Raw genomic sequence first — 16598 nt, 5'->3', positions numbered from 1 at the left:
TCACTGCGGGGCTTTACCCAGGGTGACCTGCACCGTCTTGGACGCTCCGCTGGCATCCAGGTAGGTCAGCGTCACCTGGTCGCCGGGCGCCTTGGACCGAACGGCGGCCACCAGGGCGTCGGCGCTGCCGATCGGGCGTTTGTCGAATGCGGTCACGGTCACGCCTTCCGGCAGTCCGCCTTTCGCCGCCGCCTCCCCCGGCACCACCTCGACCACCTTCGCGCCGTGCAGGCTGCGCTCACTGGTGACCCGCACCCCCAGCGAGGCGTGCGATGCGGTGTGATCCGGCGAGTTGATGAGCTCGTCGGCGATCCGCTTGGCCTGGTCCACCGGAATCGCGAAACCCAGGCCGATGGAGCCGCTCTGGGCTTCGGCGGAGTCCCCGCCCATCGTCGCGATCGCCGAGTTGATCCCCACCAGGTCGCCGTTCATGTTGACCAGCGCCCCGCCCGAGTTGCCCGGGTTGATGGCGGCATCGGTCTGGATCGCGTCCAGCACGGTGTTCTGGTTGCCCGCCTCACCGCTGGTGGACACCGGCCGGTTGAGCGCGCTGACGATGCCGGTGGTCACCGTGCCCTCCAGGCCCAGCGGCGACCCGACCGCCACCACGTGCTGGCCCACCCGCAGGTCAGCCGAGGAACCGAGCGTGATCGGGGTCAGATCAGAGACCCCCTGCACGCGCACCACGGCGATGTCGCTGGCCGGGTCCGTGCCCACCACGCTGAACGATGCGGTACGTCCGTCGAAGAACGTCACCGTGGTCCTCGGCGGGGCCTTGGAGGTCGCATCGGCCTTGGCCGCGGCGGCCACCACGTGGTTGTTGGTCAGGATCATTCCGTCGGCCGACAGGATGATGCCCGAGCCCTCCTCGGACTGGCGGCCCAGATCGGTCTCCAGCATGACGACGCTGGGCACCACCTTCGCCGCGACCTTCTCGACCGAACCGTCGGGCAGGGTCACCGCGGCAGGCACACCCGGCGACTGGAGGCTGCTGTGGCTACCACCGGCGACCGGTTTATGGTCGGAGCGCATCGCCGAGCCCACCACGCCGCCGGTCACGCCCGACAACACCGCGATAGCGGCCGCACCGGCCACCAACGCCCCGGCGCGCGGGCGCTTCGGGGGCAGGCCCGGACCCGGGAACGGCGGCCGGCCGTAGGAGCCGTCATAGCCGGCGCGGTAGGCGGGCTGCTGCGGCCGCTGAGCCGCCGACTGGGCATAGCGCCAGTCGTACGGCTGCTGCGGCTGGGGCCGCTGCCCGCCCTGGCCCGGCTGTTGCCGCGGCGGGGGGTAACCCGGGTGGTTCACCATGTCGTTGCCTGCTCCTAGAGACGCGAAGTTGCTTCACCACCATGCCTACATGGACTGAGAACCGCCTGTGACCGACGTGGCCGGTATCTCGCCGGCGGACGGGGGCCCACCGGGCAGCACCATCCGGATCGACGTCCCGGGCGGCTGACCGCCGGGAATGGTGTCTTCGATGGTGATCGCCCCGCCATGCTTGAGCACCACCTGTTTGACGATCGCCAGGCCCAGGCCGGACCCGGGCATCGCGCGGGCCTGATCGGACCGGAAGAAGCGCTCGAACACCAAGTCCCGCTCGTTCTCCGGAATTCCCGGCCCCAGGTCGGACACCACCATCTCCATGTGCGACGGGTCGATCTGACGCATCCGCAACCGGACGATCCCGCCGGACGGGCTCCACTTGGCGGCGTTGTCAAGCAAGTTCAGCACCGCTCGGGAGAGGCCCGCGGCATCACCGTAGACGTGCCAGGGAACCACCTCGATGTCGAAGTCGATGTCGTTGCGGCGCCGCCTGACTCGCTCCATGCTGCGGTCCACGACCTCGGTGAGATCAACCTGTTCGGACGCCGCCTCGCGCCGGTCATCGCGGGTCAGATCCACCAAATCGCCTACCAGCGTGGATAATTCCTCGATCTGACCGATTGCGTCCGCGCGCAGTTCGGCCATCTCCTCCTCGGGTAGCTGCGGGGCGCCCGGCGCCGCGGAGGCCATCAGCAGCTCCACGTTGGTGCGCAACGACGTCAGCGGGGTCTTCAGTTCGTGGCCGGCGTCGGCGACCAGCCGTGCCTGCCGTTCCCGCGACTCGGCCAGCGCGCGCAGCATCGCATTGAACGCCTCGGTGAGCCGGGCCAATTCGTCGCTGCCGTAGACCGGGATGGGCCGCAGGTCATCGGTGCGCGCCACCCGTTCGGCCGCCTCGGTCAGCCGGCCCACCGGCCGCAGGCCAGTCCGGGTGACCATCCCGCCGGCGATGGCGGCCACCACCACGCCGACCCCGCCGACGACCAGCAGCACCCAGCGCAGCTTCATCGTCACCGCCCGGGTGGGCGCCAGGCTCTTGGAGATCAACAGCGTGCTGCCGTTGGGCAGGTGCACCGCCAGCACCCGCTGGCCGGCCGCGGTGCGCCGCGACAGAAACAGCTCGCCGCGGATGACGGCTTTCTCCTGCTGTCCGACCGGCAGCCGCTGGCCGGGCTGGTTGGCGGTGTAGATCGACCGGCCGGGGTTGACCAGCATGGCGTTGACATCGGAGTAGGCGGTGCCCTCGATCGCCTTGCGCGGATCGGCAGCCAGCGAACCGCTGGCGATCAGCATCTCGGTGCGGCTCTGCAGCTGATTGTCGATGTCGTTGTACAGCGCCGCCGAGATCACCGCGTAGACGGCGACGGCCATCAACACCACTACCAACGCCACCATCGACATCGCCAGCAGCATCACCCGCCAGCGCAGCGACAGGGATGTGTTCTGCGCCGAAGCGCCGTCCTGCCGCCGGTGGAAAAACTGCATCAGGGAGGTGTCTCGCGAAGCACGTAACCCACCCCGCGCACGGTGTAGATCAGCCGCGGCTCCCCTTCGGCTTCGGTCTTACGACGCAGATACCCGATGTAAACCTCCAGCGCATTGCCCGAGGTGGGGAAGTCGAAGCCCCACACCTCCTCGAGGATGCGGCTGCGGGTAAGCACCCGGCGCGGGTTGGCGATCAACATCTCCAGCAAGGCGAACTCGGTGCGGGTCAGGCTGATCTGCCGGTCACCGCGGGTGACCTCGCGGGTGACCGGGTCCAGCGTCAGATCCTCGAAGGACATCGCCACCGACTCCGACAGGTCCTCGGCGGTGGTGCGGCGCAGCAAGGCCCGCATCCGCGCCAGCAGCTCCTCCAGGGCGAACGGCTTCGGCAGGTAGTCGTCGGCGCCGGCGTCCAGGCCGGCCACCCGCTCGGAGACCGAGTCGCGGGCGGTCAGCACCAGGATCGGCAGGTCGTCACCGGTGCTGCGCAGCTGACGGCAGACTTCCAGGCCGTCGAGCCGCGGCATCATGACATCCAGGATCATCGCGTCCGGCCGGTCGCTGGTGATCGCCTCGAGCGCCTCGACGCCGTCGGTGGCCAGCGAGACCGAATAGCCATTGAACGAGAGAGACCTGCGCAGCGACTCACGCACCGCGCGGTCATCATCTACAACCAGTACCCGGGTAGCCATAGGTGCTATCCAATCATTGATGGGCGATCTGGTGGGTAAAGCGCCGCTCGTGTCGGAGCCCTTTTAGCGGCGGTCGAGATCGATCAGACCCAGGCGGGCCGCCTTGAGCAGCCGCCGCGGCACCTTGTGGGCGCGGCCGGCGACCGACACGTTGACCAGGCCCGTTGCCTCGGCCTTCCACTGCGCGCGGCGGGAACGAGTGTTCGCGCGCGACATCCTGCGCTTCGGCACGGCCATGGTCGGGCCTCTCCTCAAGTTGACATGTTGCCGCTAGACGCCAGCGGCGGACTCCCGAAAGGATAGCGGGTGATCAGCGTCGGCTCCAAAATGACTTTTCCGACGACTGCGGGCGCCGGCCGCCCATCTTGACGCGACACCGGCGGTACCGGCTAACCTACCGGTTGGTTGAGGAATGGGATGTGGGATGACAGCAGCGGTTCGGATCGGCAACTGCTCAGGCTTCTACGGCGACCGTCACGCCGCAATGCAGGAGATGCTCACCGGCGGTGACCTGGACTATCTCACCGGCGACTACCTGGCCGAGCTGACCATGCTGATCCTGGGCCGGGACCGGATGAAGCATCCCGAGCGCGGCTACGCCAAGACCTTCCTCACCCAGCTCGAACAATGCCTCGGCCTGGCTCGTGACAAGGGTGTTCGTATCGTGGCCAATGCCGGCGGGCTCAATCCGGCCGGCCTGGCCGCCGCGGTGCGCGAACTGGCCGACCGCCTCGGCATCCCGGCCAAGGTGGCCCATGTCGAGGGAGACGACCTGCTCCCCCGCGCCGCCGAGCTCGGATTGGGGACGCCCCTGACCGCGAATGCCTACCTGGGTGGCTGGGGCATCGTCGAGTGCCTGGCCGGCGGCGCGGACGTGGTGATCACCGGCCGGGTCACCGACGCCTCGGTGATCGTCGGGCCCGCCGCCGCGCACTTCGGCTGGGAACGCACCGACTACGACCGGCTCGCCGGGGCGGTGGTGGCCGGGCATGTGATCGAGTGCGGTGTCCAGGCCAGCGGCGGCAACTACGCCTTCTTCACCGAGATTCCCACCGAGCAACTGTTGCATCCCGGCTTCCCGCTCGCCGAGATCCACGCCGACGGATCGTCGGTGATCACCAAACATCCCGGCACCGGCGGGCTGGTCAGCGTCGACACCGTCAGCGCGCAACTGCTCTACGAGGTCACCGGGGCCCGTTATGCCAACCCCGACGTCACCGCCCGGATGGACAGCATCGAACTGTCTTCCGACGGCCCCGACCGGGTGCGGATCTCCGGCGTTACCGGTGAGCCGCCACCACCGGACTGCAAGGTGTCGCTGAACAGCATCGGCGGGTTCCGCAACTCCACCACGTTCGTGCTGACCGGCCTGAACATCGAAGAAAAGGCCGAGCTGCTGCGCACCCAGCTCGAAGCAGCGCTGACCATCCGGCCGGCCGAGCTGCAGTGGACGCTGGCCCGCACCGACCATCCCGACGCCGACACCGAGGAGACCGCCAGCGCCCTGCTGCACTGCGTGGTGCGCGACCCGGACCCGGCCAACGTGGGCCGCAAGTTCTCCGCGGCCGGTATCGAGCTCGCACTGGCCAGCTACCCCGGTTTCTGCGTCACCGCCCCGCCCAGCGAGGGCCAGGTCTACGGCGTCTTCACGCCGGGCTACGTCGACGCAGCGGCGGTGCCGCACGTCGCGGTGCACGCCGACGGCACCCGGGTGGATATCCCGGCCGCGACCGAGACCCGCACCCTCGAGCCGGCCGAGGACCCTGCCCTGCCCGAGCCGCTGCCGGCGGGCCCGACCCGGCGTGCGCCGTTGGGGTTGATCGCCGGCGCCCGCAGCGGCGACAAGGGCGGCTCGGCCAACGTCGGGGTCTGGGTGCGCACCGACGACCAGTGGCGCTGGCTGGTCCACACGCTGACCGTGCAGAAGCTGCGGGAGTTGCTGCCCGAGACCGCCGAGCTGCCGGTCACCCGGCATGTGCTGCCCAAGCTGCGGGCGGTGAACTTCGTCGTCGAAGACATCCTCGGGCAGGGCGTGGCCTACCAAGCCCGATTCGATCCGCAGGCCAAGGGGTTGGGCGAATGGCTGCGCAGCCGTCATGTCGACATTCCCGAACCGTTGCTGTCAGAAGGGACACTGTGAGCATCTGGACCTCCCCCGAGCGTGACGCGTTGCGCAAGACCGTGCGCGCTTTCGTCGAACGCGAGATCGCACCGAACATCGATGAGTGGGAACGCACCGGCGAGTTGCCCCGCGAGCTGCACCGCAAAGCCGCCGAGGCGGGACTGCTGGGCGCCGGCTTCCCCGAGGAAGTCGGCGGCGCTGGCGGCGACGGTGCCGACGCGCTGGTCATCTGCGAGGAGATGCACCAGGCCGGGGCCCCCGGCGGGGTGTTCGCCTCGCTGTTCACCTGCGGTATCGCGGTGCCGCACATGATCGCCTCGGGCGATACCCGGCTGATCGAGGAGTTCGTCGCTCCCACCCTGGCCGGGGAGAAGATCGGGTCGCTGGCCATCACCGAACCCGGTGGCGGCTCGGACGTCGGCCACCTGCGCACCACCGCGCGCCTGGACGGTGACCACTATGTGGTCAACGGGTCCAAGACCTTCATCACCTCCGCGGTGCGCGCCGACTATGTGGTCACCGCGGTGCGCACCGGCGGGCCGGGCGCGGCCGGGGTGTCACTGCTGGTGGTCGAGCGCGGCACGCCGGGTTTTGAGGTGACCCGCAAGCTGGACAAGATGGGTTGGCGGTCCTCGGACACCGCCGAACTGTCCTACGTCGATGCGCGGGTGCCGGTGGCGAACCTGGTCGGCGCCGAGAACACCGGCTTCGCCCAGATCGCCGCGGCGTTCGTCTCCGAGCGCGTCGGTTTGGCCGCGCAGGCCTACGCCAGCGCGCAGCGCTGCCTGGATCTGACCCTGGCGTGGTGCCGGGACCGGGAGACCTTCGGCCGGCCGCTGATCTCCCGGCAGGCCGTGCAGAACACCCTTGCGGAGATGGCCCGCCGCGTCGACGTGGCCCGGGTCTACACCCGCCACGTCGTCGAGCGGCAGCTGGCCGGGGAGTACAACCTCATCGCCGAGGTGTGCTTCGCCAAGAACACCGCCGCGGAGGCCGGCGAGTGGGTGGCCAACCAGGCCGTGCAGCTGTTCGGCGGGATGGGCTACATGGCCGAATCGGAGGTGGAGCGCCAATACCGGGACATGCGGATCATCGGGATCGGCGGCGGAACCACCGAAATCCTCACCTCGCTGGCCGCCAAGAGCCTTGGATACCAAGCGTGACAACTCTGAAGTCCACCCTGGACCCCACCTCCCCCGCGTTCACCGAGGCAGCAGCAGCGCTGACCGACAAACTCGCCGAACTCGACACCGAGCTGGCCAAAGCGCTCGCCGGGGGCGGCCCCAAGTACGTCGAACGCCACCACGCCCGCGGCAAGCTCACCGCGCGCGAGCGCATCGAGGCGCTGATCGACGCCGACTCCCCGTTCCTGGAGTTGTGTCCGCTGGCCGCGTGGGGCAGCGACTTCCAGGTCGGGGCCAGTCTGGTCACCGGGATCGGCGCGGTCGAAGGCGTGGAGTGCATGATCGTTGCCAACGACCCGACGGTCAAGGGCGGCACGTCCAACCCGTGGACACTGCGAAAGATCCTGCGGGCCAACCAGATCGCCTTCGAGAACCGGTTGCCGGTGATCTCTTTGGTGGAGTCCGGCGGAGCGGACCTGCCCACCCAGAAGGAAGTCTTCATTCCCGGCGGTCAGATGTTCCGCGACCTGACCCGGCTCTCGGCTGCCGGCATCCCGACCATCGCGCTGGTGTTCGGCAACTCCACCGCGGGCGGTGCGTACGTGCCCGGCATGTCCGATCACGTGGTGATGATCAAGGAGCGCTCGAAGGTGTTCCTCGCCGGCCCGCCGCTGGTGAAGATGGCTACCGGCGAGGAGTCCGACGACGAATCCCTCGGCGGCGCCGAGATGCACTCCCGCACTTCGGGCCTGGGCGACTACTTCGCGAACGACGAACTGGACGCGCTGCGGATCGGCCGCCGGATCGTGGCCCGGCTGAACTGGGTCAAGCAGGGCCCCAAACCCCTCGCGGTCGTCGAGCCGAAATACGACACCGAGGAGCTGATCGGCATCGTCCCCGCCGACCTGCGGATCCCGTTCGACCCGCGGGAGGTGATCGCCCGCATCGTCGACGGATCGGAGTTCGACGAGTTCAAGGCGATGTACGGCTCGTCGCTGATCACCGGCTGGGCCCGGCTGCACGGCTACCCGGTGGGCATCCTGGCCAACGCGCGCGGCGTGCTGTTCAGCGAGGAATCCCAGAAGGCCACCCAGTTCATTCAACTGGCCAACCGGTCCAACACCCCACTGTTGTTCCTGCACAACACCACCGGGTACATGGTCGGCAAAGCCTACGAAGAGGGCGGCATGATCAAGCACGGCTCGATGATGATCAACGCCGTGTCGAATTCCACGGTGCCGCACATCTCGCTGCTGATCGGCGCCTCCTACGGCGCCGGGCACTACGGCATGTGCGGGCGGGCCTACGATCCGCGATTCCTGTTCGCCTGGCCGTCGGCCAAAGCGGCGGTGATGGGCGGGGCGCAGCTGGCCGGGGTCATCTCGATCGTGAGCCGCGCGGCCGCCGAAGCCCGCGGCCAGCAGGTGGACGAGGCAGCCGACGCCGCGCTGCGGGCCGCCATCGAAGCCCAGATCGAGGCGGAGTCGCTGCCGATGTTCTTGTCCGGCCGGCTCTACGACGACGGGGTGATCGACCCACGCGACACCCGCACCGTACTGGGAATGTGCTTGTCCGCCATCGCCAATGGCCCGGTCGAGGGGACGTCGAACTTCGGCGTCTTCCGGATGTGAGGACTCCCATGATCAGCAAAGTTCTGGTGGCCAACCGCGGCGAGATCGCCCGGCGGGTCTTCACCACCTGCCGCCGGCTGGGCCTGGGCACGGTCGCGGTCTACACCGATCCCGACGCGGGCATGCCGCACGTCGCCGAGGCCGACGAGAAGGTGCGCCTGCCGGAGACCACCAGCTACCTGTCGGCGGAGGCGATCATCGCCGCGGCGCAGGCCGCCGGTGCCGACGCCGTGCACCCGGGCTACGGATTCCTCTCCGAGAACGCCGAATTCGCCGCCGCGGTGCAGGCCGCCGGACTGACCTGGATCGGGCCGCCGGTGGGCGCGGTGACCGCCATGGGCTCCAAGATCGAGGCCAAGAAGCTGATGGCCGCCGCCGGGGTCCCGGTGCTCGAACAACTCGACCCGGCAGGCGTCACCACCGCGCAACTCCCGGTGCTGGTCAAGGCGTCAGCCGGCGGCGGGGGCCGGGGTATGCGGGTGGTCAGCGAGTTGTCGGCGCTGGCCGGCGAGGTGGCGGCCGCCCAGCGGGAAGCCCAGTCCGCGTTCGGGGATCCGACGGTGTTCTGCGAGCGCTACCTGCCCACCGGGCGCCATATCGAGGTTCAGGTGATGGCCGATGCGCACGGCACGGTGTGGGCGGTCGGCGAGCGGGAATGCTCGATCCAGCGCCGCCACCAGAAGGTCATCGAAGAGGCCCCCTCCCCGCTGGTGGAGCGCATCTCCGGGATGCGGGACAAGCTCTTCGAGGCGGCCCGGCTGGCGGCGAACGCGATCGGCTACGCCGGCGCGGGCACCGTGGAGTTCCTGGCCGACGAGGACGGTGCGTTCTATTTCCTGGAGATGAACACCCGGCTGCAGGTCGAACATCCCGTGACCGAGGAGACCACCGGCTGCGATCTGGTCGAGCTGCAGTTGGCGGTGGCCGACGGCGCCCGGCTCGAGCCGCAACCGCCTGCCGCGCAGGGCCATTCGATCGAGGCGCGGCTGTATGCCGAGGATCCGGCCCGCGGCTGGCAGCCGCAGGCCGGGCTGGTGCACGCCATCGACATCCCGGGGGTGGCCGCGCGGTTCCACGGTCTGTGCCGGCACACCGGGGTGCGGCTGGATTCCGGCATCGAGGACGGGTCCACGGTGTCCATTCACTACGACCCGATGCTGGCGAAGGTGATCAGCTACGCGCCCACCCGGCGTCAGGCGGCGGCGGTGCTGGCGGGCGCACTGGCGCGCGCCCGGCTGCACGGCCTGCGCACCAACCGCGACCTGCTGGTCAACGTGTTACGCCACCCGGCTTTCCTCGACGGTGCCACCGACACGGCGTTCTTCGAGACCCACGGACTGGCCGAGCTGTCCGCGCCGCTGGCCGGCTCCGCGGCCGTGCGGGCGTCGGCAATCGCGGCCGCGCTGGCCGACGCCGCGCACAACCGGGCCACCGCAGTGGCGTTCGGCTCCGTTCCCGGCGGCTGGCGCAATCTGGCTTCCGGATACCAGACCAAGACCTACGCCGATGATGACGGTACCGAGCACCGGGTCGAATACCGTTTTACCCGAACCGGATTGGTCATCAACGATGACGTCAGCCTGGTCTCGTGCACCCCGCACGAGGTGGTGCTGGCCGATGCGGCCGGGGTGGCGCGCACCTTTACGGTGGCCCGTTACGGCTCGGCTTTCCAGGACATCTACGTCGACTCCCCCGCTGGTCCGGTGCACCTGGTGGCGTTGCCGCGATTCCCCGATCCCGAATCCGCGGTCGAACAGGGGTCGCTGCTGGCGCCGATGCCCGGCAACGTGATCCGGTTGGGTGCCGAACTCGGCGACCCGGTGACCGCCGGACAACCGCTGATCTGGCTGGAAGCCATGAAGATGGAGCACACCATCAGCGCACCCGCCGACGGGGTACTCACCCACCTCAACGTCAAACCCGGTGACCAGGTCGAGGTCGGCGCGATCCTGGCCCGTGTCGAAGCACCCGAAACACCCACCCCCGCTGAAGGAGACAACCAATGAGCGACACCAGCTTCATCGAGAACGACGAACGCCGCGCACTGCGCGAGGCCGTCGCGGCGATGACCGCGAACTACGGCCAGGACTACTACCTGGAGAAGGCCCGCGCCGGCCAGCACACCGACGAATTGTGGAACGAGGCAGGCAAACTCGGCTTCATCGGCGTCAACCTGCCCGAGGAGTACGGCGGCGGCGGCGCCGGGATGTACGAGCTGTCGCTGGTCATGGAAGAGATGTCGGCCAACGGCTGCGGCCTGTTGATGATGGTGGTGTCGCCGGCCATCAACGGCACCATCATCTCCAAGTTCGGCACCGACGAGCAGAAGAAGCGGTGGATTCCCGGCATCGCCGACGGCTCGTTGACCATGGCGTTCGCCATCACCGAACCCGACGCCGGATCGAACTCGCACAAGATCACCACCACCGCGCGCCGGGACGGCTCGGACTGGATCCTCAAGGGGCAGAAGACGTTCATCTCCGGCGTCGACCAGGCCCAGGCGGTGCTGGTGGTCGGCCGCACCGAGGACGCCAAGACCGGCAACCTGCGCCCGGCGCTGTTCGTGGTGCCCACCGACGCTGCCGGCCTGAGCTACACGCCGATCGAGATGGAGCTGATCAGCCCGGAGCGTCAGTTCCAGGTGTTCCTCGACGATGTGCGGCTGCCGGCCGACGCGCTGGTGGGTTCGGAGGACGCCGCGATCGCGCAGCTGTTCGCCGGGCTCAACCCCGAACGCATCATGGGCGCGGCCAGCGCGGTCGGCATGGGCCGGTTCGCGATCGGCAAGGCCGTCGACTACGTCAGCACCCGGCAGGTCTGGAAGACCCCGATCGGGTCGCACCAGGGCCTGTCGCACCCCTTGGCGCAGAACCACATCGAGATACAGTTGGCCAAGCTGATGATGCAGAAGGCGGCGACGCTCTATGACGTCGGTGATGACTTCGGCGCCGCCGAGGCGGCCAACATGGCCAAGTACGCCGCCGGGGAGGCCTCGACGCGGGCGGTTGACCAGGCGGTGCAGTCCCTGGGCGGCAACGGCCTGACCAAGGAGTACGGCATCGCCGCGGCGGTGACAGTGTCGCGGCTGGCCCGGATCGCGCCGGTGAGCCGGGAGATGATCCTCAACTTCGTCGCGCAGACGTCGCTGGGCCTGCCCCGGTCGTACTGATGGACACCCTGGTCTCCTACACCGGGCCCGAGGACACCGGAGACGGGTCAGCCCGGCTGACGCTGGATTCGCCGCACAACCGCAACGCGCTGTCGAGCCGGCTGGTCGCCCAACTGCATGCCGGCCTGCGCGACGCCGCCGCGGACCCGAACGTGCGGGTGGTGGTGCTCGGCCACACCGGCAACACGTTCTGCGCCGGCGCGGATCTCAGTGAGGCCTCCAGCGGCGATCCCGGCGACCTGGCCGCTGACCGGGCCCGCGAAATGGCGGCGTTGCTGCGGGCGATCGTCGAGTGCCCGCGGCCGGTGATCGCCACGGTCGACGGCCACGTGCGAGCCGGCGGGATGGGCATGATCGGCGCGTGCGATATCGCGGTCGCGGGACCGGCCAGCACCTTCGCGCTGACCGAGGCCCGGATCGGCGTGGCGCCCTCGATCATCTCGCTGACCCTGCTGCCCAAGCTGTCTCCGCGGGCCGCGGCCCGCTACTACCTGACCGGGGAGAAGTTCGGCGCGGCCGAAGCCGCCGCGATCGGACTGATCACGCTGGCCGTGGAGAACGCGGCGGATGTCGAGGCCACCGTCGCCGGCCTGGTGAGCGATCTGCGGCGGGGTTCCCCGCAGGGGCTGGCGGCCTCCAAGGCGCTGACCACCGCCGCAGTGCTGGCCGGGTTCGACCGCGACGCCGAGCGGCTCAGTGTGGCCTCGGCACGGATGTTCGTCTCCGACGAGGCCCGCGAAGGGATGCTGGCCTTTTTGCAGAAGCGTCCACCCAGCTGGTCCGGGTAGCCACTTCGGACAACCTTGCGTACGGCATAGCGGTTCGTCGTAGGCTGTCTAGCCAATGAGGAACTCAGCCAGCCGACGCCACGACACACCCGACACGTCATCGCGTGCCGCGGACGCCGACCGGATCGAGTTGGCGCAGCTGCTCGGCGATGCCGCTGCGCAGGGCCAACTGCCGATGAGTGAGTACGAGGACCGGCTGGCCAAGGCTTACGCGGCACAGACCTACGACGAGCTCGACGGGCTGCGCGCCGACCTTCCCGGTTCCTCGGTGTGCCCGCACCGCGGCGGCGACTGCAATCCCGCTCCCTCCACGCTGCTGCTGGCGATCTTGGGTTCGTTCGAGCGGCGCGGGCGGTGGAACGTGCCCAGGCGGCTGACCACCTTCTCGCTGTGGGGCGGCGGCGTGATCGATCTGCGCTACGCCGACTTCACCGCGACCGACGTCGAGATCAACGCCTACTCGATCATGGGCGGGCAGACTATTCTGCTGCCGCCGGAAGTCAACGTCGACATCCGGGGCCACGGGGTGATGGGCGGCTTCGACCAGCAGGTCGACGGCCGCGGCACCCCGGGCGCGCCCACGGTGCGGGTCCGCGGCTTCTCGCTGTGGGGCGGCGTGGGCATCAAGCGCAAGCAGCGCAAACCACGTAGCTGACGCTCCGGTAGTCGACATTCAACTATTTGACACCGCGCTCACGACTCGGCAATATCAGGAAACAGACGTTCTCACAATTGCGAGGTGCAGCCATGACGATCAGCGAGCCGATTCCCTTGGTGGAGCGTTCGGTGAGCGATTCGACAGGTACGCACGCCACACCTCGCCGGCGTTCGCTGCTACCCCAGGTCGCCTGCACCGACAACATGATGATGGGTGTGGCCCTGTTGGCCGGGCCGGCCAACGTGATCATGCAACTCGCGCGTCCCGAGGTGGGTTATGGCGTGCTGGAGAGCCGCGTCGAAAGCGGGCGCGTTGACCTGCACCCGATCAAGCGGGCCCGGACCACGTTCACCTATCTGGTCGTGGCCACCCAGGGCAGCGTCGAACAGCAGGCCGCGTTCCGGGCGGCGGTGGACAGTGTCCACCGGCAGGTTCGCTCGATCGACGACAGCCCGGTGAAGTACAACGCCTTCGACCGCGATCTGCAGCTGTGGGTGGGCGCCTGCCTGTACAAGGGCAACGTCGATATCCACCGCATCTTCCTCGGTGAGATGGACGACGAGCACGCCGACCGCCACTACCACAACGAGGGCAAGGCCATGGCCACCATGCTCCAGGTTTCCGAGGACATGTGGCCGGCGGACCGGGCCGCCTTCGACCGGTACTGGCAGGAGCAACTGGACAAGGTGCACATCGACGACACCGTCCGCGCCTACCTCGAGCCGATCGCCGCGAGCCGGATGCGCGGCTTGACCCTGCCGGGGCCACTGCAGCGGGCGAACGAACGGCTCGCCTTGCTGATCACCACCGGATTCCTGCCCCAGCGCTTCCGGGACGAGATGCTGCTGCCGTGGGATGCGCAGCGCCAACGCCGGTTCGACCGGTTGATGGGCCTGATCCGCGGAGTCAACAATCTGCTGCCCAAGTTCCTCCGCAGCTTCCCCTTCAACCTGATTCTGTGGGATCTGGATCGACGCATCCGTACTGGCCGTCCGCTGGTGTAGCAGCCGTCGAGGTGAATTGACGTCGCTGCGTCCGCCGGTACGCTTTGACCTCGGACCAGGCCGACGGAAGGTACCGGCGATGCACGTCAACCCGCACGCGTTGCGCACCGGGGCCGACGTCTCCGACGACGCCGGTGGCCACGCCAATACCGGTGCGCAGCGCCTCGGGCTGGCCGGGGTGAGCACCGGCATGTTCGGTGACTTCGACGCCGCCCACAGCTTCCACGCCGCGCTGGGCACCGCCAAAGACAGCCACCGGGACGCGCTGCGGGATCACCACCAGAACCTCACCGGCATCGCCGAGAACGTGCGCACCGCCGCCACGGCCTTCACCCGCATGGACGACCACAACGCCAAGCGGCTGCGAGACGTAGCTCCCGGCACCGAGCAGTGAGCCGCCCGAGCCTGCAACACCTGCAGATCGCCGACCTCATCGCCCATGCCGGCGGTGACCCGTGGGCGGTCGACGACAGCCTGCAGGCCGGCAGCCCCACCCAGATCCACTTCCTCGCCCAGGCGTTCCACCAGGCCGCCGGCTCGGCCACCGCCGCCGAGCAGACCTTCCAAACCGCCCAGCAACACTTTCAGCAATACAACCGCGAGAACGGCGAACAGCCGATCAACAACGGCGCCGATGTGCAGCGCGTAAAAGACGGCCTGCACGCCACCAATCAACAGCTCGGCCAGATCGCCGCCGACCTGGAGACCATCGCCGGCAACCTGGCCCAGGCCCGCGCGGCCTCGCAGGCCAATATGACGGCGCTCAATGCCAACTTGCTGGTCCTCGACGCCCAGATCGGTGTCTACCTCAATCAGGCCAGTCAGGGCCAGAACCACGACGCCGACATCGCGCAGGCGCGGCAACTGGCCTATAACGACACCGCGACGGCCCTGCACAACGCCACGGTCATCCGCGACACCTACTCCAAGAGCCTGCAGGGGACCATGACCAACCTGCGGGTCAAGGACGGCTACAACCCCGATATCCGCAAGTACGACGCCGAGAACGGCGGGGCCGACGGCGGCGCGGGAGCCGGCGGCCCGACCAACCGCACGGCCGACGGCCGCTCCGGTGCTGACGGTGGCGCCGGTGGGGCGGGCAGCGGCTCCGGGATGTCCGACGCTACGGGCGGTAACGGCGCCGCCGGGGTCATCGCGCCCTGGCTGGCACCCGGCACGCCGGTGATGACCCGTCCCGGCGCCCCGCCGGCACCGCCCGGCCAACCGGCCCAGGTCGGCGGGAAATGGGGCAACGTCGGTGACGGGCTCGCGGCGGCAGGTGAACGAGCGAACGTACCCGCCAATCCAGCGAAGTTGCCGGCGTTCGTTCCGGGCGGATCACCGAGCGCCGCGATTCCCGGAGGCCTCCCGGTGACCACTGCATTGGAGAACGTCGAGAAGTTCGGCAAACGTCTGGGTTTCGCCGGAAACTTATTCACCGGCGTGAACGGGATCGTGGAGGGCGCCAACGACGTGAGCAACGGTGCCGCCCTGAGCACCACTCTGGTCAACGTCGGCGCCAAAACCGCGGGTGATATCGGCGGTGGCTTGGTCGGCGCCAGCACCGGGGCCGAAGCGGGGGCATGGCTCGGGACCATGATCGCCCCGGGGCCCGGAACCGTCATCGGCGCTGGCGTCGGTGCGGTAGTCGGCGGCGTGATCGGCAGCGACATCGGCCAGAAGATGGGCGAAGAGATTTCGGATGTGTCACACAGTGTTTGGCGTAGCCTGTTCGGCTGAGACGCCGCAGCCAGAGGAGAACGATCACCATCAGCAACGCAGAGCGCATTATCTTCATCGCCGGTATGGTCGCGCTTGTCATCGCAATTCCGGTGGACCCCCGCAAGGACGCGAAGTCGAAGTGGCTGTTTTGGGTCATCGGTCCGATGGTGTGTGCCGCGTTGTTCGCCGTCGCGCTCTACGACTCGGTGAAGTATCCGGAGGCATCGGATCTGGTCAGCGCAGTCGTTGGCGGAGCCTTCTTCGCCTACCTAGGCTTCGGCGCCGTCTACGTCCGCAAGCGCTGGCCGATCGGGCGCTGGCCTGGTTCTCGTTCGTGACGCACCGACAGGACCTGTCATGAAAGCCGCCGACCACCCGGCCGGCTCCGGACCGATCACATTGGCTCCCCGCACCCCCGGTGAACCGACGATCACCCTCCCGAAGCCACCGGGCTGGGAGTTCATGCCCAGCAACGACTCCCCGCCACTTCGCGGCGTCCTCTACAACCAGGAACTGCGCCGGCACGGCTTCACCCCCAACGCGGTGGTGACGTGCGAAGAACTCACCGGCCAGGTCGGGCTTCCATCGCAGGCCTTGGCCAAGGAACGCGCCGCGGTGGCCAACATCGTCGGTGAACTCGACGCCGAAACCCCCGGAACCGTATCGGGTTTTCCGAGTAGAACGATCAGCTACAACCTGCAGGGCCGGCCGGCAACCGGCCTGATCGTCGCGGTGCAGAACGCCAAGGACCGGATCTGGGCGGTCACCGTCACCATCCAGACCACCGATGTCGACAACCCGCACTACGTCGCCGCCAAGCAGGCCATCCTCGATGCGCTGGAAGTCCGCCTGCCCGACCGGTGACGCAGCAGCCCTG

Annotated in this window: 15 protein-coding genes and 1 pseudogene; 12 read left to right on the top strand and 4 right to left on the bottom strand. The window is 68.8% G+C overall.

The genetic code is table 11. The features are described 5' to 3' along the window. The 4 genes and pseudogenes from A5771_RS17435 to rpmF all read right to left on the bottom strand — a co-directional run bounded on the left by A5771_RS17435 (position 1) and on the right by rpmF (position 3740). Positions 1-1311: a S1C family serine protease gene (locus A5771_RS17435; RefSeq protein ID WP_064856445.1), complete on the bottom strand. Its 1311-nt coding sequence runs from the start codon at positions 1309-1311 to the stop codon at positions 1-3. Between the two features lie 78 nt (positions 1312-1389). Continuing rightward, a pseudogene (locus tag A5771_RS17430) lies at positions 1390-2811 on the bottom strand (ATP-binding protein); the annotation flags it as partial. Then, positions 2811-3503 (bottom strand): response regulator transcription factor, encoded by a 693-nt coding sequence (locus A5771_RS17425; protein WP_024442851.1) that lies wholly within the window; start codon positions 3501-3503, stop codon positions 2811-2813. The pseudogene A5771_RS17430 and the gene A5771_RS17425, both read right to left, overlap by 1 nt. Positions 3504-3566: 63 nt before the next feature. Continuing rightward, a complete protein-coding gene (gene rpmF / locus A5771_RS17420) occupies positions 3567-3740 on the bottom strand; it encodes a 50S ribosomal protein L32 (RefSeq protein ID WP_013827873.1) in 174 nt (57 codons plus the stop codon). A 187-nt stretch (positions 3741-3927) separates the two neighbouring features. Here rpmF and A5771_RS17415 point away from each other — a divergent pair, with 187 nt between their 5' ends. From A5771_RS17415 to A5771_RS17360, 12 genes are all read left to right on the top strand, one after another. Then, the gene (locus A5771_RS17415) at positions 3928-5643 is read left to right on the top strand and encodes an acyclic terpene utilization AtuA family protein (RefSeq protein ID WP_109401186.1); all 1716 of its coding nucleotides are present in this window, start codon (positions 3928-3930) and stop codon (positions 5641-5643) included. Beyond that, complete coding sequence (locus A5771_RS17410; protein WP_064856442.1) at positions 5640-6788, top strand: acyl-CoA dehydrogenase family protein; 1149 nt, start codon at positions 5640-5642, stop codon at positions 6786-6788. The genes A5771_RS17415 and A5771_RS17410 overlap by 4 nt, the downstream gene beginning before the upstream one ends. After that, a complete protein-coding gene (locus A5771_RS17405; protein WP_064856441.1) occupies positions 6785-8380 on the top strand; it encodes an acyl-CoA carboxylase subunit beta in 1596 nt (531 codons plus the stop codon). The genes A5771_RS17410 and A5771_RS17405 overlap by 4 nt, the downstream gene beginning before the upstream one ends. An 8-nt stretch (positions 8381-8388) precedes the next feature. Then, complete coding sequence (locus A5771_RS17400; RefSeq protein ID WP_064856440.1) at positions 8389-10386, top strand: acetyl/propionyl/methylcrotonyl-CoA carboxylase subunit alpha; 1998 nt, start codon at positions 8389-8391, stop codon at positions 10384-10386. Further along, on the top strand, positions 10383-11549 hold the full coding sequence (locus A5771_RS17395; RefSeq protein WP_064856439.1) for an acyl-CoA dehydrogenase family protein: 1167 nt from the start codon (positions 10383-10385) through the stop codon (positions 11547-11549). Before A5771_RS17400 ends, A5771_RS17395 begins: the two co-directional genes overlap by 4 nt. Then, a complete protein-coding gene (locus A5771_RS17390; protein ID WP_064856438.1) occupies positions 11549-12337 on the top strand; it encodes an enoyl-CoA hydratase family protein in 789 nt (262 codons plus the stop codon). The genes A5771_RS17395 and A5771_RS17390 overlap by 1 nt, the downstream gene beginning before the upstream one ends. 55 nt (positions 12338-12392) lie before the next feature. Further along, positions 12393-12992 carry a DUF1707 SHOCT-like domain-containing protein gene (locus tag A5771_RS17385; protein ID WP_064856437.1) on the top strand — a complete coding sequence of 200 codons (600 nt, stop codon included), beginning with the start codon at positions 12393-12395 and terminating at the stop codon, positions 12990-12992. Positions 12993-13084: 92 nt separating this feature from the next. Next, positions 13085-13999: an oxygenase MpaB family protein gene (locus tag A5771_RS17380; protein WP_064856436.1), complete on the top strand. Its 915-nt coding sequence runs from the start codon at positions 13085-13087 to the stop codon at positions 13997-13999. 79 nt (positions 14000-14078) lie between these two features. Beyond that, entirely contained in the window at positions 14079-14393 is a 315-nt protein-coding gene (locus tag A5771_RS17375; RefSeq protein WP_064856435.1) for a DUF2563 family protein, read from the top strand. Further along, a complete protein-coding gene (locus A5771_RS23440; protein WP_064856434.1) occupies positions 14390-15739 on the top strand; it encodes a hypothetical protein in 1350 nt (449 codons plus the stop codon). Before A5771_RS17375 ends, A5771_RS23440 begins: the two co-directional genes overlap by 4 nt. A 65-nt stretch (positions 15740-15804) precedes the next feature. After that, positions 15805-16059, top strand: coding sequence for a hypothetical protein (locus tag A5771_RS17365; protein WP_064856433.1), 255 nt, complete (start codon positions 15805-15807; stop codon positions 16057-16059). A 19-nt stretch (positions 16060-16078) separates the two neighbouring features. After that, positions 16079-16585, top strand: coding sequence for an LpqN/LpqT family lipoprotein (locus tag A5771_RS17360; RefSeq protein ID WP_082947296.1), 507 nt, complete (start codon positions 16079-16081; stop codon positions 16583-16585). Positions 16586-16598: the final 13 nt, after the last annotated feature.

Source organism: Mycolicibacter sinensis (assembly GCF_001667375.1).
GTDB classification, from domain to species: domain Bacteria; phylum Actinomycetota; class Actinomycetes; order Mycobacteriales; family Mycobacteriaceae; genus Mycobacterium; species Mycobacterium sinense_A.
This window is presented reverse-complemented; position numbering and strand designations above follow the sequence as displayed.